This window comes from Pseudomonas sp. ef1 (genome assembly GCF_007293365.2).
Taxonomy (GTDB): Bacteria; Pseudomonadota; Gammaproteobacteria; order Pseudomonadales; family Pseudomonadaceae; genus Aquipseudomonas; species Aquipseudomonas siliginis.
In genome coordinates, this window is record NZ_CM129815.1 from 5503753 (window position 1) to 5530246 (window position 26494).

A 26494-nucleotide genomic window follows, 5' to 3' on the forward strand; every position below is an offset into this window, starting at 1 on the left:
TTCCCAGAGGTTTTTTATCATGGTTATCGATTTCAACCGATTGAACAGTTCCTCGTCACTAACCGGCAGCACACGTACCAGCAACGCCAAGGAAAGCGCTGAAAACAGCCCCTCCGCGCCGCTGAATACCCAGGCCGAACAGGCCAATGTCGCCAAAAGCGGGGAGTCGGTACACCTCAGCAATGAGGCTCAACAGTTGCAGAAGGTCACTGACAAGCTGCGCGATCAGCCTGCTGTCGACAAAGCCCGTGTGGCCGAGTTGAAAGCCGCGATTGCCGATGGCAGCTATAAAGTCGACAGCAACCGTGTAGCCAGCAAACTGCTCAACTTCGAAGCCCAGCGCTAGGCTTTTGCCGGCGCCAGGCTTTTGGACGCTTAAACCCCAAGGCCAGCCATGCACGACACTAACTTATTGCAACTGATCAACGACGACTTTGCTCCAGCGCAACAATTGCTGGAGTTATTGCAAACCGAATCCCTCGCTTTGCATGGTCGCGACATGCCGTTGCTGGAAGAAATTCTGGCGACCAAGCAAGCGTTGATCATTCTGCTCGAGCAGCATGGCCGCAAGCGCAGCGAAATCCTCGCCAGCCTCAACCTGCCGACCGATCGCACAGGTCTTGAGCAACTGGCCAGCCAGTCGAGCATTGGCGACCAGTTGCTGACCCAGGGCGATGCCCTGACCGCGCTGATCGCCCAGTGCCAGGCTGCCAACGTCAAGAATGGCCAGTCGATCCAGATCCAGCAGGCTACCACGGCCAATCAGCTGAAGATCCTCACCGGCGGTGAGCCGCCAGCGCTTTACGACGCCAGCGGGACCTTTGCCAAACCGGTCAAGCCGCGAACGCTCAGCCAGGCATGAGCCATTCGGTGACCCTGTACTATCCACCTGCGCAACATGCTGGCAAAATACTGGCCAGTCGTAGTCTTATTTTGTCTGGAGATTGAAGAATCGTGTCCAACACCCTAAGCGCGGATGATGCTCCGCAGCCTCCGAAGGTGCTCACCACGCCACTGGAAATCTCCAGCAACCTGCGCCAGCTGCAAGACAGCCACGATCCGCTGATCATCACCTTCCATGAACGCAGCCAGCGTTTTCAGAGTTACCTGATCAAGGTCGACCGCGAAACCGCGACGATCGCCCTGGACGAAATGATCCCGCGCGATGGCGAGCGCTTCCTGCAAGCGGGCGAACCGTTCAAGGTCGAAGGCTTTCATGACGGCGTGCGCATCGCCTGGGAATGCAACGGCACGCTGAACATCGAAGAATCCGACGGCGACCGTTTCTACACCGGCGACCTGCCGAGCGAAGTGGTCTACCACCAGCGCCGCAACGCCTTCCGCGCTGCGTTGAAACTCACCGACCTGGTCAGCGTTGAACTGGGCGGCGAAAAGCTCAAGGTTCCTCTGCACGGCAAGCTGCTGGATATCTCCGCCACAGGCTGCAAATTCCGTTTCGAAGGCGACATCACTGATCGCCTGCAACTGGGCCAGGTCTACGATCGCCTGATCGCCCCGCCGCTGTTCGGCAATCAGCCAACATCGGTCGAGCTGCGCTACCTGCACTTCGAAGAAAAACTCAACATCACCTTCGCCGGTCTGCGCTTCCACAACATCAGTGGCCAGGCTGCGCGCAACGTCGAGCGTTTCGTTTACCAGTTGCAGCGTGAAGCACGGCGTTTCGACAAAGACGATCTCTGAGTCGCAGCGACAAATAAAAAGGGCAGTCCTGTGCGGGACTGCCCTTTTTTATGCGCCGTTGTTTATCTTCGGCTCAAGGCCTGCCACCACTGATATCCGGCGCAGGCTTGTCGTCATCGCCGCTGTCCTGCTCGGTTTCAACGACTGCATCCGGCTGCACTTCGGGCTCAGGCTCAGGAGTGACCGGCGCCGGATCCTGCACCATCTGCTCCTGCACGACCTGCTCATCAACACGCGGATCGAGCGCCGCCACCAGCGGCGAACTCGACATGCTGTCCGGCATTGCCACGTGATGCAGCGGTGCGTCGTCGACCTGATGCAGGTTGGTGACCGCTTTCGGACGAATCCGCCAGACCAGCACCAGCGCGAAGAAACTGAAGAACGCATACAGGCTCTGACTGCCGAGAAACTTCATCAGCACACCCGCCAGCAGCGGCCCGATGCTCGCGCCGACGCCATAGGTCACCAGCAACATCGCGGTCAGCGACACCCGCCGATCGCCTTCGACGTGGTCGTTGGAAAACGCCACCGCCAGCGGATACAGGCAGAACTGCACCAGCGAACAGAAGAAGCCGACGACGAACAACACCTCCAGCGGCACCTGCGGCATGATCGCCAACGGCAACGCCGCCACCGCCAGAAACCCGGCAAAGCAGCGAATCAGCAATGCGCGGTCATAACGGTCGGACAACCAGCCCAACGGCCACTGCACCAGCAAGCCGGCAAAAATGCAGCTACCCATGAACAGACCGACCTGCTCGGTCGTCAGCCCCTGTTGCGAGGCGTACAGCGGCGCCAGACCGTAGAACGAACCGATGATCAAACCGGCGCCGAGCACCGTGCTCAGCGATTGCGGCACCCGTTTGACGAAAAAGCGCGGCTCCATCGGCGCCGGATGCAGGGGCGCCGGGTGAATCCGTCGGGTCAGCGTCACGGGCACCAGGCACAGGGCAAAGCACAGCGCCACCAGCATCAGCAGTTCCAGCCCGAGGCCGGGATGCATGACCAGAATCAGCTGGCCCAGCACCAGGCCCAGATACGAAGCGATCATGTAACCGCTGAACACCAGCCCACGCTGATTGGCGTCGGCCTGCTCGTTGAGCCAGCTCTCGATGACCATGTACTGACACATCATGCCCAGACCGACGATCGTCCGCAGCACCAGCCACGCCGGCAGCCAGTCCACCAGACCATGGCCGAGCACCGCCGCGCCGACGATCCCCGCACACGCCGAGTAGGCACGGATATGCCCGACCCGGGCGATCAGGCGATGGCCGATCTTGCCGCCCAGCACCAGACCGAAATAGTTGGCCGCCATCAGCGCACCGACCCACAGCCCGTCGACATTGTCGGCGGCCAGACGCAAAGCCAGATAAGTAGAAAGAAGGCCTGAGCCGATCAACATCATCAGCGAGGCAAAATACAGCGCTCGAAAGGATTTCCAGATTTGGCGCATCGGCGTTCCGAGCGGCTCCTTGCAGTAAATACCGGGCGGTCAGATCGACAGCCCGGCAGCAGCGATACGTCAGGCCTGGGCGGCCAGTACACGGCGCTCCCAGGGAGTGATTTCATCAAAGAAGCTGGTCAACTCCATGGTCTTCGAAGCGATGTAGCCTTCGATGAACTCCGACCCGAACAGTTCCCTCGCCAACTGGCTACGTTTCAGACGCTCAAGCGCGGCGTGCAAGGTACACGGCAAGGCCAGATTATCCGGCACGGCGAATTCGCCCTGGATCGCTGCGCTCGGCTCCAGCTCCTGTTCGATGCCGTGCAAACCCGCGGCCAGACTGGCGGCGATCGCCAGATAAGGATTGGCGTCGGCGCCCGGCAAGCGGTTTTCGACCCGACGTGCGACCGGCGAGCTGGCGGGAATACGCAAGCCGGCGGCGCGATTGTCATGGGACCAGCAGGCATTGTTCGGCGACGCGTACGGATGACACAGGCGCTGATAGGAATTCACGTTGGGCGCAAACAGTGCGGTGAAATCGGCGAGGCCTGCCTGTTGCCCGCCGATGAAGTGGCGGAACATCGACGTCGGCTCGCCGTTCGAGTCAGTGAAGACATTCTTGCCGCTGCCGATCTCAACGATGCTCTGGTGAATATGCATCGAACTGCCCGGCGTGTGCGCCAGCGGTTTGGCCATGCACACCACGCTCAGGCCATGCTTGAGCGCGACCTCCTTGAGCAGATGCTTGAACAGGAACGTCTGATCGGCCAGCAGCAGCGGATCGCCGTGCAGCAGATTGATCTCGAACTGGCTGACGCCCATTTCATGCATGAACGTGTCGCGCGGCAAGCCCAGGGCCGCCATGCATTTATACACTTCGCTGAAGAACGGCCGCAGGCCGTTGTTGGAACTGACGCTGAACGCCGACTGGCCATCCTCGCGACGGCCGTCGAGGCCCACCGGCGGACGGAACGGCTGAGTCGGATCGGTGTTCGGTGCGAAGACAAAAAATTCCAGTTCGGTCGCCACCACCGGCGCCAGACCGTGCGCGGCGTAACGGGCGATGACCGCTTTGAGCTGGCCACGGGTCGAGAGACTTGAGCTCCCCCCGCTCAGTTCGTCGGCGTCGCAAATCGCCATGGCACGCGGCTCGTCGCTCCAGGGCAAACGGTGAATCTGCGCAGGATCGGCGACCAGCGCCAGATCGCCGTCATCGCTGCCGTAGAACCGCGCCGGCGGATAGCCGCCCATGATGCATTGCAGCAGCACACCCCGCGCCAACTGCAAACGCCGCCCTTCGAGGAAACCCTCGGCGGTCATCACCTTGCCCCGTGGCACACCGTTCAGATCCGGGGTGACACATTCAATCTCATCAATGCCGGTCAATCGCTGCGCGAGTGAACCCTGGCCATCGGTTGTCATGACGCAATCCTTGTTGTTGTGCGAGCCGCGAACGGCGACCCGGACAAAATAGGCTGCGGCTGTTCGGAATATCAAGCAGCGCCCACAAAAATCCCGATCTTGTGCAGGAGCCGTAGGAGCTGACGAGTGCAACGAGGCTGCGATCTTTTGCCCTTGATTTTTTCAAGATCAAAAGATCGCAGCCTCGTTGCACTCGTCAGCTCCTACAGGTCATGTCACGGCAAGTAGAGGCTGAACACTCCTCCGCCCAACGGCCCGCCATTGCTGATTTCGGTGCGCCCTTCCACGCCGTTGCGCTGATGCAGCGCCGCGATGCGATTGGCGAAATACAGACCGAGGCCGGTGCTGCCGCTGCTGTGATTGATGCCCTGCACATAATCGGCCTGACGCTCGAGCATCTCTGCCGGATAGCCGTCGCCGTCGTCGTTAATGCTCAGCACCAATTGCCCGGCTTCGTCGCTGACGGTGATCAACAGCGACTCGCGGGCGTAACGGATCGCATTGTTGATGCAGTTGCCGAGCACCGAGGCGATCAGCTCGCGATCAAAGAAACCCAGCGGGCTCAACGGGTCGACTTCATAAGTGGCGATGATGCCGCGACTGGCAAACACTTCCTGATGCGCGGCCAGTTGCGCCTCGATGAAATCGTCGAGTTCGTGATACGCCGGCTGCAGCGGCAACTGGTTGACGCCGAGTTTGTACAGCCCGAGCAACTGCACGAGCATGCCGTTGAGGTGGGCGAACTCGAAGTCGATCACGCCCTGCTCCGAGCCGTCGCGCAGCTCTTTCGGCAGACGCGCCAGCCATTGGCTGTGCGCCTGCATCAGCATGGCCAGGGAGTTCTTCATGTCGTGAACGGTGGAGGCAATCACCGTGGAAAAATCCAGCGCCGGATCTATTGGGTTCATTCGCCAAACGCCTTGCTTTTCAGCTTCTGATAACGCGCAAACCGCGCGTCGGTGTCGGGCATCAGGCCCACCAGTTTCAGGCAGGCCCGACATTCTTCCAGCTCCGCCGACGGCACACTGGTGTCGGTGCCGTGCAGCAGCGACTGGGCCAGGTTCAGCGCGATACTGATGTTTTTCGGTTGCAGCTTGAGCGCCTTGCGGAACACTTCGCGGGCCTCGACCAGATTGCCGGTCTTGTACACGCGCACGCCCTGGCGGTTGAGGTCGGCCGCAGCGTTACTCGAACTGAGAATCGTCGGATCGTCGGTGAGCTTGGCGATGTCTTTCATCACCGCTGGGTCGTCACCGTAGATCTCCGCGCAGCTCTTGAGCATCGAAGTGCCCGCCTCGGCCTGACCGAGCATCTGCAACTGCTTGGCCACCAGCAACGCCGCCTCTGGGCTCATGAATTGCTCCATGCCATCGAGGCGCATCAGTGCTTGTTCGGTGAGCTTGTCGGCGGTTTCGGCGTCGTTGAGCAACAGGCTGGTGGCTTTCATCAAACGCGCGCGAATCTGCAGACCGGGGTCGCTCGGATTCTCCTTGGCCACAGCGCTGAGGGTGGTGTTGATCTCCAGTCGCGTACGCGTGTCGAGCCCGCGATCGCTACCCTTGCTGATCAGCGCGTGCGCCAGGCCGAGATTGCTTTCCGGGTCCTTGAAACGCGACTGCGCGCCCTGCGCCACGGCCTGACGATAAGCCCGCGAGGCGGTTTCGAAATCTTCGTTGGCCATCGCCAGTTTGCCAAGCAGCGCCTGACGGCGCACCGCCAGCGGCGACAGGCGAATCGCTTCTTCGAGCACCCGCTGCGCGCCTTTGCTGTCGCCTTCGGCCACCAGCACATCAGCCATGCCGTCATACAGCGCCGGCATCATCGGAAAGACTTTGAGGGCTTTTTCATAGACCTCTTTGGCCTGCGAGACCTGCCCGCGCTTGAACAGCAACTTGCCCAATCCAGCGAAGGCCCACGGCAATGGACGGTCGGCAATGATGCCGTCGTAGAGCCGCTCCAGCGCCTCGTTCTGGTTCATGTCGCGCAGGGCGTCGGCGCGGTAGCGCAGGCACAGCGGCGAATAGCGGATGTCCTGCTTGCACAAGGCAATACAGGCATTGAGCACCTCGACCGGCTTACCGCGATCAAGGGCCTGAAGAATCGGTTTGAGCAAAGTCTTGCGTTGCTCCAGACGCTCAAGGCGCTGGGCCAGCCCGGAACGGTTGAACGGCTTGGTCAGGTACGCATCCGGCTCGTGCTCCAGCGCGCTGAGCACCATCGCCTGACTGGTCTCGGCGGTGACCATGACGAAAACGGCTTCGTGGCTGATGAGCTTTTCCGACATCAGGTCCTCAAGCACCTGCTGGCCGTTCTTCTTGCCATCGCCGAGGTGGAAGTCCTGAAGAATGAAATCGTAAGACTTCTGCGAGCACATCTTCAGCGCCTGCTCGCCAGTGTCGGCAGTATCGACATCCTTGACGCCGAGCTCACGCAACATCGAACGCACGGAACTGCGGAAATCGGAAAAATCATCGACGATCAGAAAGCTTTTTTGGTGATACGACGACATCGAGGATTTCCAGGCAATTGAAGAAAACGAACCGAGGCGATTTCAGGCGCGCAGATGATAGCTGGAGGCCATGCGCCATCAAGCGATTTCGCGCGAGCCTGAACTCACCGTTCGGGTTATCGGCCAAAAATGCCCGGGCCTGAGGGTGGTGCTTCAAGAATGTTGCCTGGAGTATTACTCTGCGCGCCGGCTCAAGGATTTGCATAAGGACTGAATCGTGTACATCAAGGGACGCTACATCCTGTCAGCGTGTTTGCTTGTCTTTGTCCAGCAAGCGACAGCGGCAGCGATGGATTGCAAAAAAGCGGCGAACGACGTGGAAAACACGATTTGCGCGAACAAAACGCTCTATGAGCTGGACGCGCAGATGGGCACGCTGTATCGCCAACTGATGTCAGCTGCCACAACGGGGCAACCTGAACTCAAGCGCACCCAGCGCGCCTGATGGCACCAGCACCTATGAGCTTGACGCGGATTTGCACACAGCACTCAACCAAGCCATCACTCAGGCAATGAAAATCGCCCCCGGCTCGACTAACAATGCGCCCCTTTGCCCTATTCCTCCCACGGGTGCAGGAGACGACGATTACTACAGCTACGGTCCAGGGCACTACACCATCGAAAAGATCGCCGATTTGCCGGTAATGATCGGCGGCGAATGCTACATCGGGGCGCTGATTGACTGGTTCGGCAGTTACAGCGAAAAGACGGGGTTATTCGCTCAACTGGCCGTGCGCAAGCCGGGCGTCGAGGCGAGCGGGACTACTTACGAAGTCCACGGCCGTCGGCATGTCACAGACGTCAGCAGCACTCTCGGCAAAGTCGAACTGAACGGTGACTGATCGTCAGTCAGCATCGGCGCAGAATGATCCGCTGCAATCGCAGAGGTGGAACCTCGGAGTTTGTAACAGTGCAAAACGCCTGTTCGTCGACCAAACCAAAAAGCCCCGCCGCAATGGATAAATGCGACGGGGCTTTTTGTTTTCAAGAAGTGGTGTCCCAGGCGGGGTTCGAACCTGCAACCTTCCCCTTAGGAGGGGGATGCTCTATCCAATTGAGCTACTGAGACACTGATTGAATCGGGCTGTACGCGGCGCGACAGACGGCGTGCATGTTAACGGCCGGCCCCTGTTTTGTCATGTCGTCCGTAGGGCTTTTTAAGTGTAGGCAAGCGCCGTGGAAGATTGCGGGAACTTTTACCGGGCAATTTGCACTACGCGAAAAAGCTGTCATTGCAGATTGCAATCATCGTCGCCCGAAAAACCTTACCAAACCCTTGTTTTTAAAGGACTTATCAGCCGTTACACTGTTGGCACGGCGACTGCTATGCCTGTTCTATCAAAAAGAACAATTTGGAGCGTCGTGCCATGAACAGCACCCTCTTGCTTGCAAACGCAGCGGCTCTGGCTTTCTTGCTCGGATCACATTTTTTTCCCAAGGCTGACGTTGAGCAGCCAGTGGCGCAGCGCATGCCGCATTACCTGCAAGTGCAGAAAGCACCGCAGTGGGCAGTGTTGAGTGAGCGCAGCGACGCTTCTACACAAATGGTCAGCGAGCCTGAGCAAGCCTCGGCGCCAATCACCGAACGTCTGGTTTTTTGAAATATCTTCAGGAGTACAACATGTCCAAATCGGCGACAGGATTTCTCATCCTCGCTTTACTGAGTGGCGTTACCCACCTGGCGCTGTTCGAGGAGACAGAAGTCACCTTGCCTCTGGTTGGCTGTGGCGTGTTTGCGGTGCTGTTTGTGCTGGCGCTGATTGCAGGGCGCAAGATCAAGTTCGATCCGGTTCTGCGTTGAGCCGAACCAATTCCAATAGCGAAGAGACCGCGATAGCAAGGTCAACAGAGTTGTCGATCTGATGAACGGGGCTGTCGCTGGATCTTCGGTCTTTGAACAGTGCGTTGCGCGCGAGTCTGGCGTCGATTTGCTCAGGGGTTTCCCGGCCACGTTTGAGCAAGCGCTTACGCAGGACCACATCGTTGACTGTCAGCAGAACCGGCACCAGCGTTGGATATTTCTCCATTGCTTGACGCAGGTTCGCTCTCGACCCGTTAACCAATACGTGCCGGCCCGCTTGCAACCATTCATCCATTTCCCTTGGAATGCCGTAAGAGAGGCCGTTGGCTTGCCAGGCCAAGGAAAAAGCGCCAGCGTGCTGTCGCCGGTCGAACTCATCAGGCGTCACGCCGATTGCATCTTCGCCGACTGACTCCGCCGATCGGGTAATCACCCGGCGCATCACTTCACAGTTCAACTCACGCAGTGGCTCACGCGCTGCTTCGATCAGGCTGTCCTTGCCCGAACCGGACGGCCCCATCAGGTAAAAAAGCTTGCCATCCATCCCGAAAACGCCCTCCGACGGGTCCTGCCTCTAGTAAATCGGCAAATTGCCACTATCCTGTACACATAGGGATCAAGAATAGCCAGCCGCATAGCATGCACGTTCTGAGGTCTTCGGACATCAACAGATGTGCATGCGAAAGCGGGCAGCGATACGGAAGGATGGAAAGTTTTCCAACCAGTCCGCATTTCTGACAACTGGTGCTGGCATTACGCCTTTACCCGGCTCAATATTTGTCACAGAATTGACGCCAATGATCTGGCAATTTTGAGGCATGATGCCGGCCTCTTAACAATTCAGGTTGAACCAATTGGTCCGGATGCTTGTCCTACCACACATCCTGCGGCCAATCCCGAGAACCGCTCCCCTGAACTAACCGGTTAAATATATGCGCCCATTGAAACAGGCAATTTATTCCAGCCGTACGGCTGACAAGTTTGTCGTACGTCTGCCAGACGGAATGCGTGAACGCATTGCCGAGGTGGCTCGCAATCATCATCGCAGCATGAACTCCGAGATCATTGCGCGCCTTGAGCAGAGTCTTATTCAGGAAGGCGCACTGGGCGAAGAGCTGAGCATGCGCCTGGACAGCCCGGAGCTGTCGCTGCACGAGCGCGAGCTGTTGCAACGCTTCCGTCAGCTGTCGCACCGTCAGCAGAACGCCCTGGTGTCGCTGATCGCCCACGACGCTGAAATGGCCGCAGACGCGTCCTGAGTTATACCGAACATATTGAAGCCAGCATGATTGCTGGCTTTTTTTTGCCCGCGATATGACAGATGGCCGCTCGGCAATGGAGTGTGGCGAGGGGATTTATCCCCGCGGGGCTGCATGGCAGCCCCAAAAACAATGGGACTGCTGCGCAGTCCAGCGGGGATAAATCCCCTCGCCACCGTTACTTGTACTTGCGCTCATATCTGTTTGGCAGGTACAAAAAAGCCCGTCAATTTGACGGGCTTTTCATTGCAACTGATCAGAGCAGGAAGATCGTCGCCAGGCCGAGGAAGATGAAGAAGCCACCGCTGTCGGTCATTGCGGTGATCATCACACTGGCGCCCATCGCCGGATCGCGGCCCATCTTGGCCAGCGTCATCGGAATCAACACGCCCATCAACGCCGCCAGCAACAGATTGAGCGTCATCGCCGCCGTCATTACCACGCCGAGTGACCAACTGCCGTAGAGCATGTACGCGACCACACCGATCACCCCGCCCCAGACCAGACCATTGATCAAACCGACCGCCAGCTCTTTGCGCATCAAGCGCGAAGTGTTGCCGGTGCTGACCTGATCCAGCGCCATGGCGCGCACGATCATGGTGATGGTCTGGTTACCGGAGTTGCCACCGATACCCGCCACGATCGGCATGAGCGCCGCCAGTGCCACCAATTTCTCGATCGAACCTTCGAACAGACCGATCACCCGCGATGCCACAAATGCAGTGATCAGGTTCACCGCCAGCCACGCCCAACGGTTACGCAGGGATTTCCACACGGAGGCGAAGATATCTTCCTCTTCGCGCAGACCGGCCATGTTGAGGACTTCGCTTTCGCTTTCCTCACGGATCAGGTCGACCATTTCATCGATGGTCAGACGGCCGATCAGCTTGCCGTTCTTGTCGACCACCGGCGCCGAGATCAAGTCGTAACGCTCGAACGCCTGAGCGGCGTCGTAGGCATCTTCGTCCGGGTGGAAGCTCACCGGATCGCTAGCCATGACTTCCGCGACCTGCTTCTCCGGATCGTTGACCAGCAGACGCTTGATCGGCAGCACGCCCTTGAGCACGCCGTCGTAATCGACCACGAACAGTTTGTCGGTATGACCGGGAAGCTCTTTGAGGCGACGCAGATAGCGCAGAACCACTTCAAGGCTGACGTCCTCACGGATCGTCACCATCTCGAAGTCCATCAGCGCACCGACCTGATCCTCGTCATAGGACAGCGCCGAGCGCACGCGTTCGCGCTGCTGGTTATCCAGACTCTCCATCAGCTCATGGACAACGTCTCGCGGCAGCTCGGAGGCCAGGTCAGCGAGTTCGTCGGCGTCCATGTCCTTGGCGGCAGCCAGGAGCTCGTGATCGTCCATGTCGGCGATCAGCGTTTCACGGACGGAATCGGATACTTCGAGAAGAATGTCGCCGTCGCGGTCGGCCTTGACCAGTTGCCAGAGCGTCAGACGATCGTCCAGCGGCAAGGCTTCGAGAATGTAGGCGACGTCGGCGGAGTGCAGATCATCGAGCTTGCGTTGCAGCTCGACGAGGTTTTGCCGGTGAACCAGGTTTTCCACGCGGTCGTGGTGCGGACCTTCCTGGCGATGAGTCAGGTCTTCAACGACACGTTGGCGCTGCAGCAGCTCGACGACCTGAGCCAGGCGGTCCTGCAGGCTTTCCTGTGTTTTCTTTACTTCGATTTCGGACATAGGCGAACTCCACTCCCAGCAGCGGGGCACGCCGGAAGGATCAATCAGTCAATTCATGATTGGTGAAACGGTTTACTGAACAACTACTGGGTAAGTCCATGGAGGTTTTCCATAAGCCCCGGCGGGGCTGACGGGCGCAATGATACACGCCTGACGGTTTAAAACGTTGAAAAAATCACGGCTGAAACAAGCGCTTGCGAAACAAACCTGAGCGCCTGCCTGACCCGTGCAAATGCGACGACTCATCTCGAAAAGAAAACACACCGGCAATGCAAAAAGCAGCGACTACCCTTGAGCGTAGATCGTCAAGGAGGACATCGAATGCCAGCAAAACCAGCGCTTCTTCTACTGACCGCCCTGCTCCACATCACGCCTGCCCACGCCACCACACTTCATCGCTGCCAGGCCGCTGACGGCAGCGTCACGTTTACGTCGATGAGCTGCGCAACTGGCGAGCAACTCTCAATTCAGGAGGTCCACCCGTATTCACCCGGCTGGGTCGCAATCATGCCGGAGTTCAATCACGAAGCTGTGACCGGCATGAAAGACAGCGGACGCGAACCGGGCATCGTCGGCGGCACTGAACATAAATGTGGAAACCTGATCGACAACAGACAGCGGCGCGAAGCGATCATCAACCGCCGAGTGATTGCCGGCATGAGTCAGCGGGACGTCGAAAGCGCACTGGGCAAGCCCGACAAGATCAACACCCGCACATCAACCACGAGCTATCGTTACGACCTCAAGCGAGGCCGCAGTGCTCAAATTGATTTTGATGAAAGAGGCTGCGTGAAGGGAAAAGCCAAATCCCGGACAGCAAAAAGCCCGCGTTAAACGCGGGCTTCTTGGTATATGGTGCACTCGACAGGATTCGAACCTGTGACCGCTCGGTTCGTAGCCGAGTACTCTATCCAGCTGAGCTACGAGTGCATTTTGTGTTTTTAGACCAGACCACAACTGGCTGAAGCCGAGTTACTCACCTTACAGCAAATAACTCTTAAATGGTGCACTCGACAGGATTCGAACCTGTGACCGCTCGGTTCGTAGCCGAGTACTCTATCCAGCTGAGCTACGAGTGCATTTGTTGCCGCGCATTATAGGCCGTCTAATCTCTATGTCAAACACTTTTTCTAGTAATTTCAACAACTTACAGAAGAAGCCAGATTACGACGTACTAAGCAAATAATGGCGGAGAACGGGGGATTCGAACCCCCGACACCCTTTTGAGGTGTACTCCCTTAGCAGGGGAGCGCCTTCGGCCACTCGGCCAGCTCTCCGCAACACGGGGCGTATATTAACCAGCTTCTTCCCCGTTTGCAAACATAAAAATCGATAAAAATTAATGGCTTGGTTCTTCGTCCTTCTCTTTCTTTATACGCAGGTAAATTTCCTCACGGTGCACCGCAACCTCTTTCGGAGCGTTGACGCCGATACGCACCTGGTTTCCTTTGACGCCGAGCACGGTCACGGTGATTTCGCCGTCACCGATAATCAGGCTTTCCGCGCACCGACGAGTCAGAATCAGCATACCTTTCTCCTTACGCCATTCATTTCAGGGACAACAGTCTGCAAAAAAAAGGCACCCGACCTACAACCGCAGCGATCGTAGCCCTACATGCCTGAGTATTGACCAGCGCGAGCAAAAGAACAGTTCAGGGCCCGCGCCATTCAAAAAATAAAGGGCGCGGTCAGACCGCGCCCTTTACAGAATCGGATTACTCGCCCTGACGGGCCGGAGCATCCAGTTCGAAAGCCGTGTGCAGCGCGCGCACGGCCAGTTCCAGGTACTTCTCTTCGATCACCACGGAAACCTTGATTTCCGAAGTCGAGATCATCTGGATGTTGATGCTTTCCTTCGCCAGGGATTCGAACATGCGGCTGGCCACGCCTGCGTGAGAACGCATGCCGACGCCGACGATCGAGACCTTGGCGATCTTGGTGTCGCCAACAACTTCACGGGCACCGATCTCGCGAGCGGTGTTTTCCAGCACGGTCTGTGCAGCCTGGTAGTCGTTTCGGTGCACGGTGAAGGTGAAGTCGGTGGTGTTATCGTGCGCGACGTTCTGCACGATCATGTCGACTTCGATGTTCGCGGCACTGATCGGGCCGAGAATCTTGAACGCCACGCCCGGGGTGTCTGGCACGCCACGGATGGTCAGCTTGGCTTCATCGCGGTTGAAAGCGATGCCGGAAATGATCGGCTGTTCCATGGTTTCCTCTTCATCAATAGTAATGAGGGTACCCGGACCCTCCTTGAAGCTGTGCAGTACGCGCAGCGGAACGTTGTACTTGCCGGCGAATTCCACCGCACGGATCTGCAGCACCTTGGAACCGAGGCTGGCCATTTCCAGCATCTCTTCGAAGGTGATCTTGTCCAGACGCTGAGCGACCGGCACCACACGCGGGTCGGTGGTGTAGACACCGTCGACGTCGGTGTAGATCTGGCATTCATCCGCCTTCAAGGCCGCAGCCAGCGCCACGCCCGTGGTATCGGAACCGCCGCGACCGAGGGTGGTGATGTTGCCGTGCTCGTCGACGCCCTGGAAACCGGCGACAACCACCACGCGACCAGCCTTCAGATCACCGCGAATCTTCTGGTCATCAATCTGCAAGATACGCGCTTTATTGTGCGCACTGTCAGTCAGGATCCGCACCTGATTACCGGTGTACGACACCGCCGGCACACCGCGCTTGATCAGCGCCATGGCCAACAGGGCAATCGTCACCTGCTCACCGGTGGAGACGATCACGTCCAGCTCGCGCGGAACCGGTTGTGCCTCGCCACTGATTTGCTTGGCCAGATCGATCAGACGGTTGGTTTCGCCGCTCATTGCAGACAGCACAACCACCAGGTCATCGCCGGCATCGCGGAATTTCTTAACCTTGTCGGCGACCTGCTCGATTCTCTCGACAGTGCCGACCGAGGTGCCTCCAAATTTCTGTACGATCAAAGCCATTTCAAAGCCGCCTCTGCCCATGAAGGGCGCCCAATAATCTTTCGAACAGTCGCCAGGCCCGCCACTAGACTGCGGGCCTGGCGAGCTGTCTTATAAAGCCTGCTCGACGAATGGAACGGTCAGCGCCAGTGCGCCATCCAGCGCAGCGGCATCGACACCGCCGCCCTGCGCCATGTCCGGACGACCACCGCCCTTCCCGCCCACTGCCGCAGCGGCCTGTTTCATCAAATCACCGGCTTTGAGTTGGCCAGTCAGGTCCTTGGTTACGCCTGCAACCAGTACGACCTTTTCCTCATGGACACCGCCGAGCAGGATCACTGCGCGGCCGAGTTTGTTTTTCAGCTGATCGACCAGCGCCAGCAGCGCCTTGCCATCCTGACCGTCCAGACGGGCGGCCAAAACCTTCACATCCTTGACGTCCACCGCCGAGGCCGACAGATCGTCGCCCGCAGCGCTGGCTGCCTTGGCCTGCAACTGCTCGAGTTGTTTCTCCAGCAGACGGTTGCGCTCCAGTACCGCCGAGAGCTTGTCGATCAGGTTGTCGCGGCTGCCCTTGACCAGGCTGGCCGCTTCCTTGAGTTGTTCTTCCGCCGCGTTCAAGTAGGCCAGCGCCGCAGCACCGGTGACTGCCTCGATACGACGCACGCCCGATGCCACACCGCCTTCGCTGATGATTTTCAGCAGGCCGATGTCGCCGGTACGGTTGGCGTGGATACCGCCGCACAGTTCGACCGAGAAGTCGCCCATGCTCAGCACGCGCACGCTGTCGCCGTACTTCTCGCCGAACAGCGCCATGGCGCCTTTGTTCTTCGCGGTTTCGATGTCGGTTTCTTCGGTTTCAACGGCGGAGTTCTTGCGAATCTCGGCGTTGACGATGTCTTCCAGCTGCTTGATCTGCTCTGGTTTGATTGCTTCAAAGTGGCTGAAGTCGAAACGCAGACGCTGACTGTCGACCAGCGAACCTTTCTGCTGTACGTGCTCACCGAGCACCTGACGCAGCGCGGCGTGCAGCAAGTGCGTAGCCGAGTGGTTCAGCGCGGTGGCGTGACGCACTTCGGCGTCGACGTGGGTTTCCACCGGCGCGCCGATGGTCAGGCTGCCCGAGGCCAGCACACCGTGGTGCAGGAATGCGCCGCCGGTCTTGGTGGTATCGCGCACGTCAAAACGGCTGCTGCCGGCCTGAATGAAACCGCAGTCGCCGATCTGGCCACCGGATTCGGCGTAGAACGGCGTCTGGTTGAGCACGATCACGCCTTCCTGACCTTCGCTCAGCACGTCGACCGACTGACCATCCTTATAGATGGCAACGATTTTCGCCGAGCCGCGGGTGGCGGCGTAACCGGTGAACTCGGTGGCCACGTCGACCTTGACCAGGGTGTTGTAGTCCAGACCGAACGAGCTGGCCGAACGCGCGCGAACACGCTGCGCTTCCATCTCGCGCTCGAAGCCGGCTTCGTCAACGGTCAAGCCGCGTTCGCGGGCGATGTCGGCGGTCAGGTCCATCGGGAAGCCGTAGGTGTCGTAGAGTTTGAACACCACGTCGCCCGGCACCACGGTGCCTTTGAGTTCGGCCAGATCCTGCTCGAGGATTTTCAGGCCGTGCTCCAGGGTCTTGGAGAACTGCTCTTCTTCAGCCTTGAGGACGCGCTCGATGTTGCTTTGCTGCTTCTTCAGTTCCGGGAAGGCTTCGCCCATTTCGGCGACCAGCGCCGCGACGATCTTGTAGAAAAAGCTGCCGGTGGCGCCGAGCTTGTTGCCGTGACGGCAGGCGCGACGGATGATCCGGCGCAGCACGTAACCGCGACCTTCGTTGGACGGCAGCACGCCGTCGGCGATCAGGAAACCGCAGGAACGGATGTGGTCGGAAACGACTTTGAGCGACGACTGATCGCCGTTTTCGCAGCCGATCGCTTCAGCCGAAGCCTTGAGCAGGTTCTTGAACAGGTCGATGTCGTAGTTGGAGTTGACGTGCTGCATCACCGCACTGATCCGCTCCAGGCCCATGCCGGTGTCCACCGACGGCGCTGGCAACGGATGCAACACGCCATCGGCGGTGCGGTTGAACTGCATGAACACGTTGTTCCAGATCTCGATATAGCGGTCGCCATCTTCTTCCGGCGAGCCCGGCGGGCCGCCCCAGATGTGCTCGCCGTGATCGTAGAAAATCTCGGTGCACGGGCCGCACGGGCCGGTATCGCCCATGGTCCAGAAGTTGTCGGAAGCGTACGGCGCGCCCTTGTTGTCGCCGATGCGGATCATGCGCTCGGCCGGCACACCGATTTTCTGTGTCCAGATGTCATACGCTTCGTCGTCGGTGGCGTAGACGGTGACCCAGAGCTTTTCCTTCGGCAGCTTCAGCACGCCAGTGAGGAAGGTCCAGGCGAAGGTGATCGCGTCGTGCTTGAAGTAGTCGCCGAAGCTGAAGTTACCGAGCATTTCGAAGAACGTGTGGTGACGCGCGGTATAACCGACGTTTTCCAGGTCACTGTTCTTGCCGCCGGCGCGCACGCATTTCTGGCTGCTGGTGGCACGGGTGTACGCACGTTTTTCCTGGCCCAGGAAGCAGTCCTTGAACTGGTTCATCCCCGCGTTGGTGAACAGCAGGGTTGGGTCGTTGCCCGGAATCAAAGAGCTGGAGGCTACACGGGTGTGGCCTTGCTCTTCGAAGAAGCGAAGGAAGGCTTCACGGATTTCTGCGCTTTTCATTAGGTTCTTCCACGGAGGCTGCGGCCAAAGGCCTGTTCGAAACGTCATGAGACGAAGCGACGGCAAAGGGCCGCATTATATCGGCCCTGCGCGCGGGGTACAGCGTGTTTATACGATAGAAACGGTCAATTGGACGGCTGACGCTGTCACTTGCGTGAAAACTCGACGAATGTCGCGATCACTTGTTCGATTTGCGCGCGGCTGACGTCCATGTGCGTGACCATGCGCAAGCGCGCAGCGGCGCTGAGCCTGATCCCGCGTTCGCCGGCAAAGTCCTTGAGTGCTGCGGCCTTGTCGCCCACTTGCACATAAACCATGTTGGTTTGCACGGGTTCGACGACGAAACCGGCCTCACGCAGACCCTCGGCGAGCAACTGCGCGTTGGCATGGTCATCCGCCAGCCGTTCGACGTGATGATCCAGTGCGTACAAGCCTGCCGCCGCGAGCAACCCGGCCTGACGCATGCCGCCACCGACCATTTTGCGCAAACGCCGCGCTTTGCCGATCAGTTGCTCGGAACCGCACAGCACCGAACCGACCGGTGCGCCGAGGCCTTTGGACAGGCACACCGACACCGAATCGAAATGCTGGGTGATCTCCCGGGCATCGACGCCAAGCTTGACCGCCGCGTTGTACAGCCGCGCGCCGTCCAGGTGCAATTGCAGGCCGTGTTCCTGAGTAAAGCGTCGCGCGCGCGCCAGATATTCCAGCGGCAGCACTTTACCCTGCATGGTGTTTTCCAGCGCCAGCAAACGCGTGCGGGCGAAATGGAAATCGTCCGGTTTGATCGCGGCGGCGACCTGATCCAGATCCAGTGAACCGTCGGCCTGCACCTCCAGCGGCTGCGGCTGAATCGAACCGAGCACCGCCGCTCCGCCACCTTCGTACTTATAGGTGTGCGCCTGCTGACCGACAATGTATTCGTCGCCACGCTCGCAGTGCGCCATCAGGCCGAGCAGGTTGCTCATGGTCCCGGTCGGCACGAATAGCGCGGCGGCAAAGCCCAGGCGCTTGGCCAGTTCGGCCTCGAGGCGATTGACCGTCGGATCTTCGCCGTACACATCGTCGCCGGTGTCCGCTGCGGTCATCGCGTCGAGCATGGCGGGAGTCGGTTGGGTGACGGTGTCGCTGCGAAGATCGATAACGCTCATGAACCTGGCCTCTGGTCAGATGGGGAAATCCCTTTGTGAAGTGGGATTACTGCGGTCATCGCACAGATTAATCAACCCTTGACCGAGGAAAAACCCCATTCTTCCTCGAGCAGACAAAGCCCACGTGGGAGCTAGCCTGCTCGCGAAAGCGGAGTAACAGTCAGCATCTTCGTTGAATGTGAAGCCGCTTTCGCGAGCGGGCTCGCTCCCGCAGTGTCATGTGCATGGCCGGGAAATATGTGTTACAAACTTGCCGCCGCCCGCCTATGGGCGGCGAAACGTTCTCAGGGCGGGGTGCAATTCCCCACCGGCGGTAATTGCGCGCAATGCGCATAGCCCGCGAGCGCTTGGCGTTGCACACGACTTGAGTCGGGTGCGTCGGCAAGGTCAGCAGACCCGGTGTGATTCCGGGGCCGACGGTCATAGTCCGGATGAAGAGAGAACGGGATCGACGCCAAAGGGCCGTCCGCGTGCATCCGTGCCTGCGTTCGCACCCTTGCATCCCTTTCGATTCATAACGCCCTGTTTTTCACACAAACAGGAGTCAGAACATGCAACCCACCGCTATCGACAGCAAAAGCAAACACCCACAGGGCGAGCGCGTCGCGTTCATCCAAGCCTGCTGGCACAAGGAAATCGTCGACCAGAGCCGTAAAGGCTTCGTCGCTGAAATGCTGGTGCAGGGTTATCAGGAATCGGACATCGACTTTTTTGAAGTCGGCGGCGCCTTTGAAATGCCGCTGCACGCAAAGCTGCTGGCCAAGTCAAGCCGTTACGCTGGTATTGTCGCCGCCGCTTTGGTGGTGGACGGCGGCATTTACCGTCACGAGTTCGTCGCGCAATCGGTGGTCAGCGGCCTGATGCAGGTGCAGCTGGAAACCGAAGTGCCGGTGTTCTCGGTGTCGCTCACCCCGCACCACTTCCATTCGGGCGAAGAGCATCAGAAGTTCTTCTTCGAGCACTTTGTGCACAAGGGTCAGGAAGCGGCGCGGACTTGCGCGGATACGTTGCAGAAGATTCGCGCGTTGCGTCGCACCGAGCCGCGTGCGGTAGCCGTGTAACGTCGAGTGAGTTTTTGACCTCACTCAAATCAAATGTGGGAGCGAGCCTGCTCGCGAAGAGGGACTGCCAGCCGACGACAAGTTGACTGGTAGACCGCTTTCGCGAGCAGGCTCGCTCCCACATTGGTTTTGTGCCGATTCAGATGTCGCTATCAGGCGAGGTTTTCGTCGGTGGTCGGGACGATCAGAATGCCGGCGCGCAGGCCGTTCTTGACCTTGGGGTTGGGGAAGATGATCCGCGCGCCCTGCTCTTCGATCACCCAGCGGGTATTGGCCAGATCCTCGGCCAGCACATAACCCGGCTCCAGCTCGGAAAAGTTTTCGATGTCCGCCGGCAGGTTCAGGCGGAACGCATCGCTGTGCTTGATGATTTCCCGCGCCACGCTGAACAGCTGCAAACCGTCCAGCCCTTCTTCTGTCTCCGGCTCAGTGCCTTCGATGATCTGCTTCAGACGGGTTTCCAGCAGTGAGACGTTGACGCCATCGTTCTGCCCGAACGGCCGCGCCTTGCCCAGTTCCAGGGTGAAAGCCTCGGCGTCGAGTTTGTCGTAGGTGTACGAACTGAACACGATGGATGGTTTGTTCTGCAGCAGCACCGCCTCCATGCCGGCCGAGCGCAGGCGCGCCAGTTCGCGACGGGAATGCTGGCGCCCTTCCTTCCACGGGTACAAGGCGAACTGTTCGATCTTCGAACCGCGAATCGCGGTGTGCAGGTCGTAGTGCAGACGCTGGCGCTCGGGCTTGCTGAAGAAACTCGCCGCCAGCCGTTCCAGCTCACAGGCGCGCAACGCTTCCGAGCCGCTGCTTTGTTCGTGGCGGCCGTTGAACAGCCGATTGACATCCTGCTCGACGAAACGCTCGCCCTTGCGAATCGCTTCCGGGTTGCCGAACAGGAACAGAATGCGTGCGCGCGGCTTCAGATCGCCGCGTGCGATGTCGTGCAGCAGCCGATCGAGCAACTCGATCGGTGCCGTTTCATTGCCATGAATGCCTGCCGACAGCAGCAGGTCCAGGCCATTGTCGCGCGCTTCCGGAGGCCGCACTTCCAGCGCCCCTTCGCTCAACCAGCGCATGCGCACGCCTTCGACAGTCAGTTGAGTCTTCTCCGCCGGTTCGCGGCCGGCGAGGGTCAGTTCAAGCAGTTTGCCGAGGGCGAGCATAGAGCGGTTTCCTTAGTGGTCGTGGTTGCAATCCGGGCCGTGTACGTGATCCTCGTCAGCGCCGAGGTCAGCCGGTTCCATTTCCAGTTGCAGACTTACCAGATTAGTCGCCAATGGGCGCAGCAGCAGGTTGGCGTACTCTTCGTCACCTTCCTCGACGTCCACGCCGATCAGCAGCTGGCCACGGCCGTCCTGCTGGATCCACAGCTCTTTGCCTTGCCACATGACCGCAACGCGGGTGCACGAGGTTTGCAATTGCGTGCCGTCGGTGTCTTCAAGGATCAGCTGCAGGGAATCGCTCATGTTTTTACTCTCTTGGGGTGACACGCCGCGCGCCACGTTCAGGCAGCGCGCTGGCGATCAATTGATCTGGAAGGGATAAACCGCGCCCAGTTTAAGGATTTGCGTCAGTTCATCCAGTGCCGTCCGGCATTCAAGCAACAATTGCGGGTCCGCCAGATCGGTTTCGCTCAGGCGGTCGCGGTAGTGCTTTTCAACCCATGCGGTCAACGAACCGTACAACGGGGCCGTCATGATAACGCCTGGGTTGACCGCCGCCAGTTCGGTTTCATTCAGCGCCACGCGCAGACGCAGGCACGCCGGACCACCGCCGTTCTGCATGCTTTGCTTGAGATCGAAGACTTTAACTTCGCGGATCATTCCGCCGGAGCTGGTCAGGCTCTGCAGATAAGCCCAGACGCGTTCGTTGGCCTGACACTCTTGCGGCACGATCAACAGCATCGAGCCGTCAGGACGCGACAGCAATTGGCTGTTGAACAGGTAGGAACGCACCGCGTCATCCACGGTGACTGCCGAACGCGGCACGCAAACGGACTGGAAGTTACCGCCGACCTTGGCCAGTTTGGCTTGCAGTTCGGCGAGCATCTTGTCGGTCTCGAGGAACGCGTCCTCGTGATAGAACAGCACTTCACCGTTGCCCACGGCGATCACGTCGTTGTGGAACACACCCTGATCGATGACGTTGGGATTCTGCTGCGCGTAGACCACGCCTTCGTCACGCAGACCGTGCAGACGCGCCACGGCTTGCGAGGCTTCAAGGGTCTGCCGTGCAGGGTATTTCTGCGGCGCCGGGAAACGGTTGTCGAACGCACTGCGGCCGAACACGAAAAACTCGACGCCAGCGTCGCCGTACTCACGGCAGAAACGCGTGTGGTTGGCCGCGCCTTCGTCGCCGAACTGCGCCACCGCCGGCAATGCGGCGTGATGGGCGAAGTGCTGTTGATCGGCGAACATCGCGCCGAGCACGCGGCTGGTGGTCGGGTGTTCGATGCTGCGGTGATATTTGCAATTGAGGTTGGCAGCGGTGAAGTGCACGCGGCCGTCAGCGGTGTCGGCACTCGGGCTGACCGTGGCGGCGTTGGCCACCCACATGCTCGACGCCGAGCAACTGGCGACCAGCAGCGGCATCGCTTCTTTGGCGGCGCGCTCGATCACTTGCGCGTCAGTACCGCTGAAGCCCAGACGGCGCAGCGCGGCCACGTCGGGACGCTCCTGCGGAGCCAGCACGCCTTGCTGAAAGCCCATGTCCATCAGCGCTTTCATTTTTGCCAGACCTTGCAGCGCCGCTTCCTTCGGGTTCGAGGATTGCTGACTGTTGCTCTGCGAGGCGACGTTGCCGTAGGACAGACCACCGTAGTTATGGGTCGGCCCCACTAGACCGTCAAAATTGACTTCATAGGATTTCATCAGCGAGGCTCCACGAAAATCTGTTGTTATAGGCTTCAGTAACTATTCTTTAAGACCGAGGCGCGGTCTTCGCGAGCAGGCTCGCTCCCACAGGATTTAGGTTGGACACAAAATGTGTGAACACCACTGAACCTGTGGGAGCGAGCCTGCTCGCGAATGGGCGCTACGCCATTTTCACGCCGGGTGTCAGCGAGGCAGGCAACACCAGGCTCGGGGTTTCCAGCGACGCCACCGGGTACGCGCAGTAATCCGCTGCGTAATAGGCGCTGGCGCGGTGGTTGCCCGAGGCGCCGACGCCGCCGAATGGCGCGCTGCTCGCGGCACCAGTCAGCTGTTTGTTCCAGTTGACGATGCCGGCGCGGCTTTCCAGCCAGAACTGCTGGTAACGCGCTTCGGAATCGGAGAGCAAACCGGCGGCCAGTCCATAAGCGGTGTTGTTGGCTTCACTGATCGCGGCGCCGAAATCGGCATAGCGGATCACTTGCAGCAGCGGCCCGAACAGTTCTTCGTCCGGACGCTCGGCCACGGCCGTCACATCGACAATGCCCGGGGTCAGCAAAGCCGACTGCGCCTGTGGCTGAGTCATTTCCAGCAGCGCCACCGCGCCGTTGGCCAGCAATTGCTCTTGCGCATCCATCAGCGCTTTCGCCGCGCCGAGGGAAATCACCGAGCCCATGAACGGTGCCGGTTGCTGATCGAACGCACCGACTTCAATGGTCGAACTGACTTCAACCAGACGCTTGAGCAGGCTGTCGCCCCACGCGCCTTGCGGCACCAGCAGACGCCGGGCGCAAGTGCAGCGCTGGCCGGCGGAAATGAATGCCGACTGAATGATGGTGTACACCGCCGCGTCCAGATCAGCGACCTGATCGACCACCAGCGGGTTGTTGCCGCCCATCTCCAGCGCAAGAATCTTGTCCGGACGCCCGGCGAATTGCTGGTGCAGGTGATTGCCGGTGCGGCTCGAACCGGTGAAGAACAGACCGTCGATGCCCGGATTCGCCGCCAGAGCGATACCGGTTTCCCGCGCGCCTTGCAGCAGGTTCAACACGCCTGCCGGCAGGCCGGCTTCGATCCAGCACTTGACCGTCAGCTCGGCGACTTTCGGTGTCAGTTCGCTGGGTTTGAACAGCACACTGTTACCGGCCAGCAGCGCCGGGACGATATGACCGTTAGGCAGGTGACCGGGGAAGTTGTAAGGACCAAACACCGCAACCACGCCGTGGGGCTTGTGGCGCAATACGGCGGTGGCGTCGCCCAACGGGCCGCTCTTCTCGCCGGTGCGCTCGCGGTAGCTCTGCACCGAAATCGCGATCTTGTTGACCATGCTGGTGACTTCGGTCGCAGCTTCCCACAGCGGTTTGCCGGTTTCTTCGCCGATGGTGCCAGCCAGTTCGTCAGCGTGGTTTTTCAACGCAGCAGCAAAAGCTTCGAGGACGCTGATGCGCTCCTCGAGGGTGCGACGTGCCCACTGAGGAAATGCCTGGCGAGCAGCCTGCACCGCCGATTCGACCTGCGCGACAGTGGCGCCCTCGCCCGCCCACAGCACTTGCTGGGTCACCGGGTTCAGCGATTGAAAGGCTTCGCCCTGACCGGCCAGCCACTCACCTGCGATGTATAGCGAATTCATTATTTCGACTCCCGTGCAGCGGACAACGCCACGGCGCGAACCTGATCGCCGGCGCTGAGTTGAAGACGTTTCGCGGTCTGCGGATCGACCACTAGGGTGCCCGCAGCCAGTCGCGCTGGTGCAGCCGTGATGCGGCAATCCTCGCGCTTGCGGTTGTGGATGATGAACGGCGTGGCGTCATCGCCCGGCGTGCCGACGGCCAGCACCAGCGCTTCGCTGTCACGCACCGCGCGGATCTTGCTGGTTTCGCATTCGATGGCCGGGCCGGCGTCGAAGATGTCGACGTAACCCTGGTAGCTGAAGCCTTCGCTCTTGAGCATGGCCAGCGCCGGCTCGGTGTCCGGGTGCACCTGGCCGATGACGTTGCGCGCGTCCGGCGAAAGGAAGCAGGTGTACAGCGGGAATTTCGGCATCAGTTCGGCGATGAACGCCTTGTTGCCGACGCCGGTCAGGTAATCGGCCTGGCTGAATTCCATCTTGAAGAAATGGCGGCCGAGGCTTTCCCAGAACGGCGAGCGCCCGGCGTCATCGGACACGCCACGCATTTCGGCGATGATCTTGTTACCGAACAGCTCCGGGAACTCAGCGATGAACAGCATGCGCGCCTTGGACAGCATCCGGCCGTTGAGGCCGTTGCGGTAATCAGCGTGCAGGAACAGCGAGCACAGCTCGGAATTGCCGGTCAGGTCGTTGGCCAGAAACAGCGTCGGGATTTCGCGGTAAATGTTCAGCTCTTGCGAAGCGCTGACCGTCAGACCGACGCGGAAGTTGTACCAGGGCTCGCGCAGACCAACCGCGCCGGCGATGGCGGAAATCCCCACCACGCGGCCGTCATCGTCTTCGAGCACGAACAGATAGTCCGCATCGCCACGCCCGGCTTCGCCGCGAAAGGTCTTCTCGGCCCAGCCGACCCGGTGGGTCAGGCGCTCTTCGTTGGCCGGCAATGTGGTCAGGCCGGTGCCGGTGCTGCGGGCCAGGTCGATCAGCGCGGATAAATCGCTGCTGCGTACGGGACGAACAATCATGCTATCTCCTCAAACGGGCCGCTCGCGCCACCCGTGAAACTCGCTAAGGCGTTAAACCGCCACCAGGCGCACGCTGGCACCTTCACCGACGCCCAGGGCTTCGGCCGCTTCCATATCCAGCGTCACCGGTTTGCCCGGCGCGTAATCCAGCTCGAGCAACACCGCGCGGTAATCCTGCAACTGCGCATTGGCCACCAGGTACTGACGCCCGGCACCTTTCACTGGCTCGCCGATCTTCACCGGCACCACGCGACTCTGGGCGATCGAACGGATCCCGGAAACCCGTGCATGCAGGGTCGGGCCGCCGTCGAAGATGTCGATGTAGTGATCGGTTTCGAAGCCTTCGCGCATCAGGATGTCGAAGGTGATCTGCGCCCGTGGATGCACCTGGCCCATCGCCTCTTGGGCGGAGTCCGGCAGCAGCGGCACGTAGATCGGGTAATGCGGCATCAGCTCGGCGAGGAAGGTGCGGCTTTTCAGCCCGCACAGGCGCTCGGCCTCGGCGTAGTTGAGGTCGAAGAAATTACGTCCGATCGCATCCCAGAACGGCGAGTCGCCATTCTCGTCGCTGTAACCGACGATCTCGGTCACCACCGAATCGGCAAAACGCTCCGGGTGGCTGGCGACGAACAGCAGGCGGCCACGGGAATTGAGCTCGGCCCACGGCGATCCGACCAGCTCGCGCTGCACATAGAAACTGGTCAGCAGGCTGTTGCCGGTCAGGTCGTGGCACTGCGAGAGCACGTGGATCTTGTTGTGGATCTTCAGCTCACGGGAGGCGTGGACGAAAGTCTCGTTGCGGAAGCTGTAGAACGGCTCCGAATAACCGGCGGAAGCGACGATGGCCGAGCAGCCGACCAGTTTGCCGGTGCTCGAGTCTTCGAGGACGAAGAAGTAACTCTCTTCACCGTTGAAGCTCACTTCGGCGGCGAACGAGGCTTCGCTCGCGGCGATCTTGTCGCTCAGACGTTCCACGTCATCCGGCAAGGAAGTGACACCAATCGGGCTGTCCGCAGCCAGACGCTGTACCTCGCCCAGATCAGCCATTTGCGCGGGGCGCATCACCAGCATGGTGTCACTCCTTTCTCTTCAATATTCACAGAAAAAACCGGGCCCACATAAAGATCGATGCAGGAATGGGACTTGTGGCGAGGGGATTTATCCCCGCTGGGGGGCGAAGCACCCCCAAAAATCTGGGGCCGCTGCGCAGCCCATCGGGGATAAATCCCCTCACCACAGGTTCAATCCAACAGGTGAAT

General features: G+C 59.7%; 26 protein-coding genes, 4 tRNA genes and 1 riboswitch. Of the genes, 10 read left to right on the top strand and 20 right to left on the bottom strand.

From position 1 onward, the window contains the following. Nucleotides 1–19: 19 nt before the first annotated feature. The 3 genes from flgM to FEE99_RS25175 all read left to right on the top strand — a co-directional run bounded on the left by flgM (nucleotide 20) and on the right by FEE99_RS25175 (nucleotide 1701). On the top strand, nucleotides 20–346 hold the full coding sequence (flgM, locus tag FEE99_RS25165) for a flagellar biosynthesis anti-sigma factor FlgM (RefSeq protein ID WP_016773609.1): 327 nt from the start codon (nucleotides 20–22) through the stop codon (nucleotides 344–346). Nucleotides 347–394: 48 nt separating this feature from the next. After that, nucleotides 395–862, top strand: coding sequence for a flagella synthesis protein FlgN (locus FEE99_RS25170; RefSeq protein WP_041479278.1), 468 nt, complete (start codon nucleotides 395–397; stop codon nucleotides 860–862). A 92-nt stretch (nucleotides 863–954) separates the two neighbouring features. Then, entirely contained in the window at nucleotides 955–1701 is a 747-nt protein-coding gene (locus FEE99_RS25175) for a flagellar brake protein (protein WP_041479276.1), read from the top strand. 73 nt (nucleotides 1702–1774) lie between these two features. Here the strand turns inward: FEE99_RS25175 and FEE99_RS25180 are convergent, their stop codons facing one another. The 4 genes from FEE99_RS25180 to FEE99_RS25195 all read right to left on the bottom strand — a co-directional run bounded on the left by FEE99_RS25180 (nucleotide 1775) and on the right by FEE99_RS25195 (nucleotide 7079). Then, the gene (locus FEE99_RS25180; protein WP_041479274.1) at nucleotides 1775–3157 is read right to left on the bottom strand and encodes an MFS transporter; all 1383 of its coding nucleotides are present in this window, start codon (nucleotides 3155–3157) and stop codon (nucleotides 1775–1777) included. A gap of 69 nt (nucleotides 3158–3226) precedes the next feature. Next, nucleotides 3227–4468 (bottom strand): glutamine synthetase family protein, encoded by a 1242-nt coding sequence (locus FEE99_RS25185; protein ID WP_172834031.1) that lies wholly within the window; start codon nucleotides 4466–4468, stop codon nucleotides 3227–3229. Nucleotides 4469–4785: 317 nt separating this feature from the next. Next, nucleotides 4786–5478: a sensor histidine kinase gene (locus FEE99_RS25190; protein WP_016773604.1), complete on the bottom strand. Its 693-nt coding sequence runs from the start codon at nucleotides 5476–5478 to the stop codon at nucleotides 4786–4788. Further along, the gene (locus FEE99_RS25195) at nucleotides 5475–7079 is read right to left on the bottom strand and encodes a tetratricopeptide repeat-containing response regulator (protein ID WP_016773603.1); all 1605 of its coding nucleotides are present in this window, start codon (nucleotides 7077–7079) and stop codon (nucleotides 5475–5477) included. The genes FEE99_RS25190 and FEE99_RS25195 overlap by 4 nt, the downstream gene beginning before the upstream one ends. 217 nt (nucleotides 7080–7296) lie before the next feature. Between FEE99_RS25195 and FEE99_RS25200 the strand changes: the two genes are divergently transcribed. Then, complete coding sequence (locus tag FEE99_RS25200; RefSeq protein ID WP_041479270.1) at nucleotides 7297–7524, top strand: lysozyme inhibitor LprI family protein; 228 nt, start codon at nucleotides 7297–7299, stop codon at nucleotides 7522–7524. A gap of 67 nt (nucleotides 7525–7591) precedes the next feature. Further along, the gene (locus FEE99_RS25205; protein ID WP_237143787.1) at nucleotides 7592–7921 is read left to right on the top strand and encodes a hypothetical protein; all 330 of its coding nucleotides are present in this window, start codon (nucleotides 7592–7594) and stop codon (nucleotides 7919–7921) included. Between the two features lie 150 nt (nucleotides 7922–8071). On the opposite strand, the gene FEE99_RS25210 is transcribed toward FEE99_RS25205, so the two are convergent. Further along, nucleotides 8072–8148, bottom strand: a tRNA-Arg gene (locus FEE99_RS25210). A gap of 298 nt (nucleotides 8149–8446) precedes the next feature. Between FEE99_RS25210 and FEE99_RS25215 the strand changes: the two genes are divergently transcribed. Continuing rightward, complete coding sequence (locus tag FEE99_RS25215) at nucleotides 8447–8680, top strand: hypothetical protein (RefSeq protein ID WP_041479268.1); 234 nt, start codon at nucleotides 8447–8449, stop codon at nucleotides 8678–8680. A 20-nt stretch (nucleotides 8681–8700) separates the two neighbouring features. Further along, the gene (locus tag FEE99_RS25220; RefSeq protein ID WP_016773599.1) at nucleotides 8701–8880 is read left to right on the top strand and encodes a PA3371 family protein; all 180 of its coding nucleotides are present in this window, start codon (nucleotides 8701–8703) and stop codon (nucleotides 8878–8880) included. Here the strand turns inward: FEE99_RS25220 and phnN are convergent. Beyond that, complete coding sequence (gene phnN, locus FEE99_RS25225) at nucleotides 8855–9424, bottom strand: phosphonate metabolism protein/1,5-bisphosphokinase (PRPP-forming) PhnN (protein ID WP_041479266.1); 570 nt, start codon at nucleotides 9422–9424, stop codon at nucleotides 8855–8857. The genes FEE99_RS25220 and phnN overlap by 26 nt on opposite strands. 388 nt (nucleotides 9425–9812) lie before the next feature. On the opposite strand from phnN, the gene FEE99_RS25230 reads away from it, so the two are divergent. Then, nucleotides 9813–10139, top strand: coding sequence for an Arc family DNA-binding protein (locus FEE99_RS25230; RefSeq protein WP_003178899.1), 327 nt, complete (start codon nucleotides 9813–9815; stop codon nucleotides 10137–10139). Nucleotides 10140–10395: 256 nt separating this feature from the next. On the opposite strand, the gene mgtE is transcribed toward FEE99_RS25230, so the two are convergent. Continuing rightward, the gene (mgtE, locus tag FEE99_RS25235) at nucleotides 10396–11838 is read right to left on the bottom strand and encodes a magnesium transporter (RefSeq protein WP_016773597.1); all 1443 of its coding nucleotides are present in this window, start codon (nucleotides 11836–11838) and stop codon (nucleotides 10396–10398) included. A 321-nt stretch (nucleotides 11839–12159) separates the two neighbouring features. On the opposite strand from mgtE, the gene FEE99_RS25240 reads away from it, so the two are divergent. After that, nucleotides 12160–12672 (top strand): hypothetical protein, encoded by a 513-nt coding sequence (locus tag FEE99_RS25240; RefSeq protein ID WP_041479264.1) that lies wholly within the window; start codon nucleotides 12160–12162, stop codon nucleotides 12670–12672. A 19-nt stretch (nucleotides 12673–12691) separates the two neighbouring features. On the opposite strand, the gene FEE99_RS25245 is transcribed toward FEE99_RS25240, so the two are convergent. The 7 genes from FEE99_RS25245 to ltaE all read right to left on the bottom strand — a co-directional run bounded on the left by FEE99_RS25245 (nucleotide 12692) and on the right by ltaE (nucleotide 18652). Further along, nucleotides 12692–12768, bottom strand: a tRNA-Arg gene (locus FEE99_RS25245). A gap of 72 nt (nucleotides 12769–12840) precedes the next feature. Beyond that, nucleotides 12841–12917: transfer RNA gene (locus FEE99_RS25250), tRNA-Arg, on the bottom strand. A 107-nt stretch (nucleotides 12918–13024) separates the two neighbouring features. Continuing rightward, nucleotides 13025–13115: transfer RNA gene (locus FEE99_RS25255), tRNA-Ser, on the bottom strand. A 62-nt stretch (nucleotides 13116–13177) separates the two neighbouring features. Then, nucleotides 13178–13366 carry a carbon storage regulator CsrA gene (csrA, locus tag FEE99_RS25260; protein WP_002554426.1) on the bottom strand — a complete coding sequence of 63 codons (189 nt, stop codon included), beginning with the start codon at nucleotides 13364–13366 and terminating at the stop codon, nucleotides 13178–13180. A 187-nt stretch (nucleotides 13367–13553) separates the two neighbouring features. Next, the gene (locus FEE99_RS25265) at nucleotides 13554–14795 is read right to left on the bottom strand and encodes an aspartate kinase (protein ID WP_016773595.1); all 1242 of its coding nucleotides are present in this window, start codon (nucleotides 14793–14795) and stop codon (nucleotides 13554–13556) included. Nucleotides 14796–14885: 90 nt separating this feature from the next. Further along, nucleotides 14886–17501, bottom strand: a complete 2616-nt coding sequence (gene alaS / locus FEE99_RS25270; RefSeq protein ID WP_041479262.1) for an alanine--tRNA ligase — start codon at nucleotides 17499–17501, stop codon at nucleotides 14886–14888. 146 nt (nucleotides 17502–17647) lie between these two features. Then, nucleotides 17648–18652 (bottom strand): low-specificity L-threonine aldolase, encoded by a 1005-nt coding sequence (gene ltaE / locus FEE99_RS25275; RefSeq protein WP_041479261.1) that lies wholly within the window; start codon nucleotides 18650–18652, stop codon nucleotides 17648–17650. 276 nt (nucleotides 18653–18928) lie between these two features. Next, nucleotides 18929–19100: riboswitch (FMN riboswitch) on the top strand. A 103-nt stretch (nucleotides 19101–19203) separates the two neighbouring features. On the opposite strand from ltaE, the gene FEE99_RS25280 reads away from it, so the two are divergent. Next, nucleotides 19204–19713, top strand: coding sequence for a 6,7-dimethyl-8-ribityllumazine synthase (locus FEE99_RS25280; protein WP_041479259.1), 510 nt, complete (start codon nucleotides 19204–19206; stop codon nucleotides 19711–19713). 152 nt (nucleotides 19714–19865) lie between these two features. Here the strand turns inward: FEE99_RS25280 and astE are convergent, their stop codons facing one another. From astE to aruF, 6 genes are all read right to left on the bottom strand, one after another. After that, on the bottom strand, nucleotides 19866–20873 hold the full coding sequence (gene astE / locus FEE99_RS25285) for a succinylglutamate desuccinylase (protein WP_041479257.1): 1008 nt from the start codon (nucleotides 20871–20873) through the stop codon (nucleotides 19866–19868). Between the two features lie 12 nt (nucleotides 20874–20885). Then, complete coding sequence (locus FEE99_RS25290) at nucleotides 20886–21176, bottom strand: hypothetical protein (RefSeq protein ID WP_016773591.1); 291 nt, start codon at nucleotides 21174–21176, stop codon at nucleotides 20886–20888. Nucleotides 21177–21233: 57 nt separating this feature from the next. Continuing rightward, a complete protein-coding gene (astB, locus tag FEE99_RS25295) occupies nucleotides 21234–22580 on the bottom strand; it encodes an N-succinylarginine dihydrolase (RefSeq protein ID WP_041479255.1) in 1347 nt (448 codons plus the stop codon). A 163-nt stretch (nucleotides 22581–22743) separates the two neighbouring features. Then, the gene (gene astD, locus FEE99_RS25300; protein ID WP_167351319.1) at nucleotides 22744–24213 is read right to left on the bottom strand and encodes a succinylglutamate-semialdehyde dehydrogenase; all 1470 of its coding nucleotides are present in this window, start codon (nucleotides 24211–24213) and stop codon (nucleotides 22744–22746) included. Further along, nucleotides 24210–25235 carry an arginine N-succinyltransferase gene (astA, locus tag FEE99_RS25305; protein ID WP_024014014.1) on the bottom strand — a complete coding sequence of 342 codons (1026 nt, stop codon included), beginning with the start codon at nucleotides 25233–25235 and terminating at the stop codon, nucleotides 24210–24212. Before astA ends, astD begins: the two co-directional genes overlap by 4 nt. Nucleotides 25236–25286: 51 nt before the next feature. After that, nucleotides 25287–26306 (bottom strand): arginine/ornithine succinyltransferase subunit alpha, encoded by a 1020-nt coding sequence (aruF, locus tag FEE99_RS25310; protein ID WP_024014015.1) that lies wholly within the window; start codon nucleotides 26304–26306, stop codon nucleotides 25287–25289. Between the last annotated feature and the right edge of the window lie 188 nt (nucleotides 26307–26494).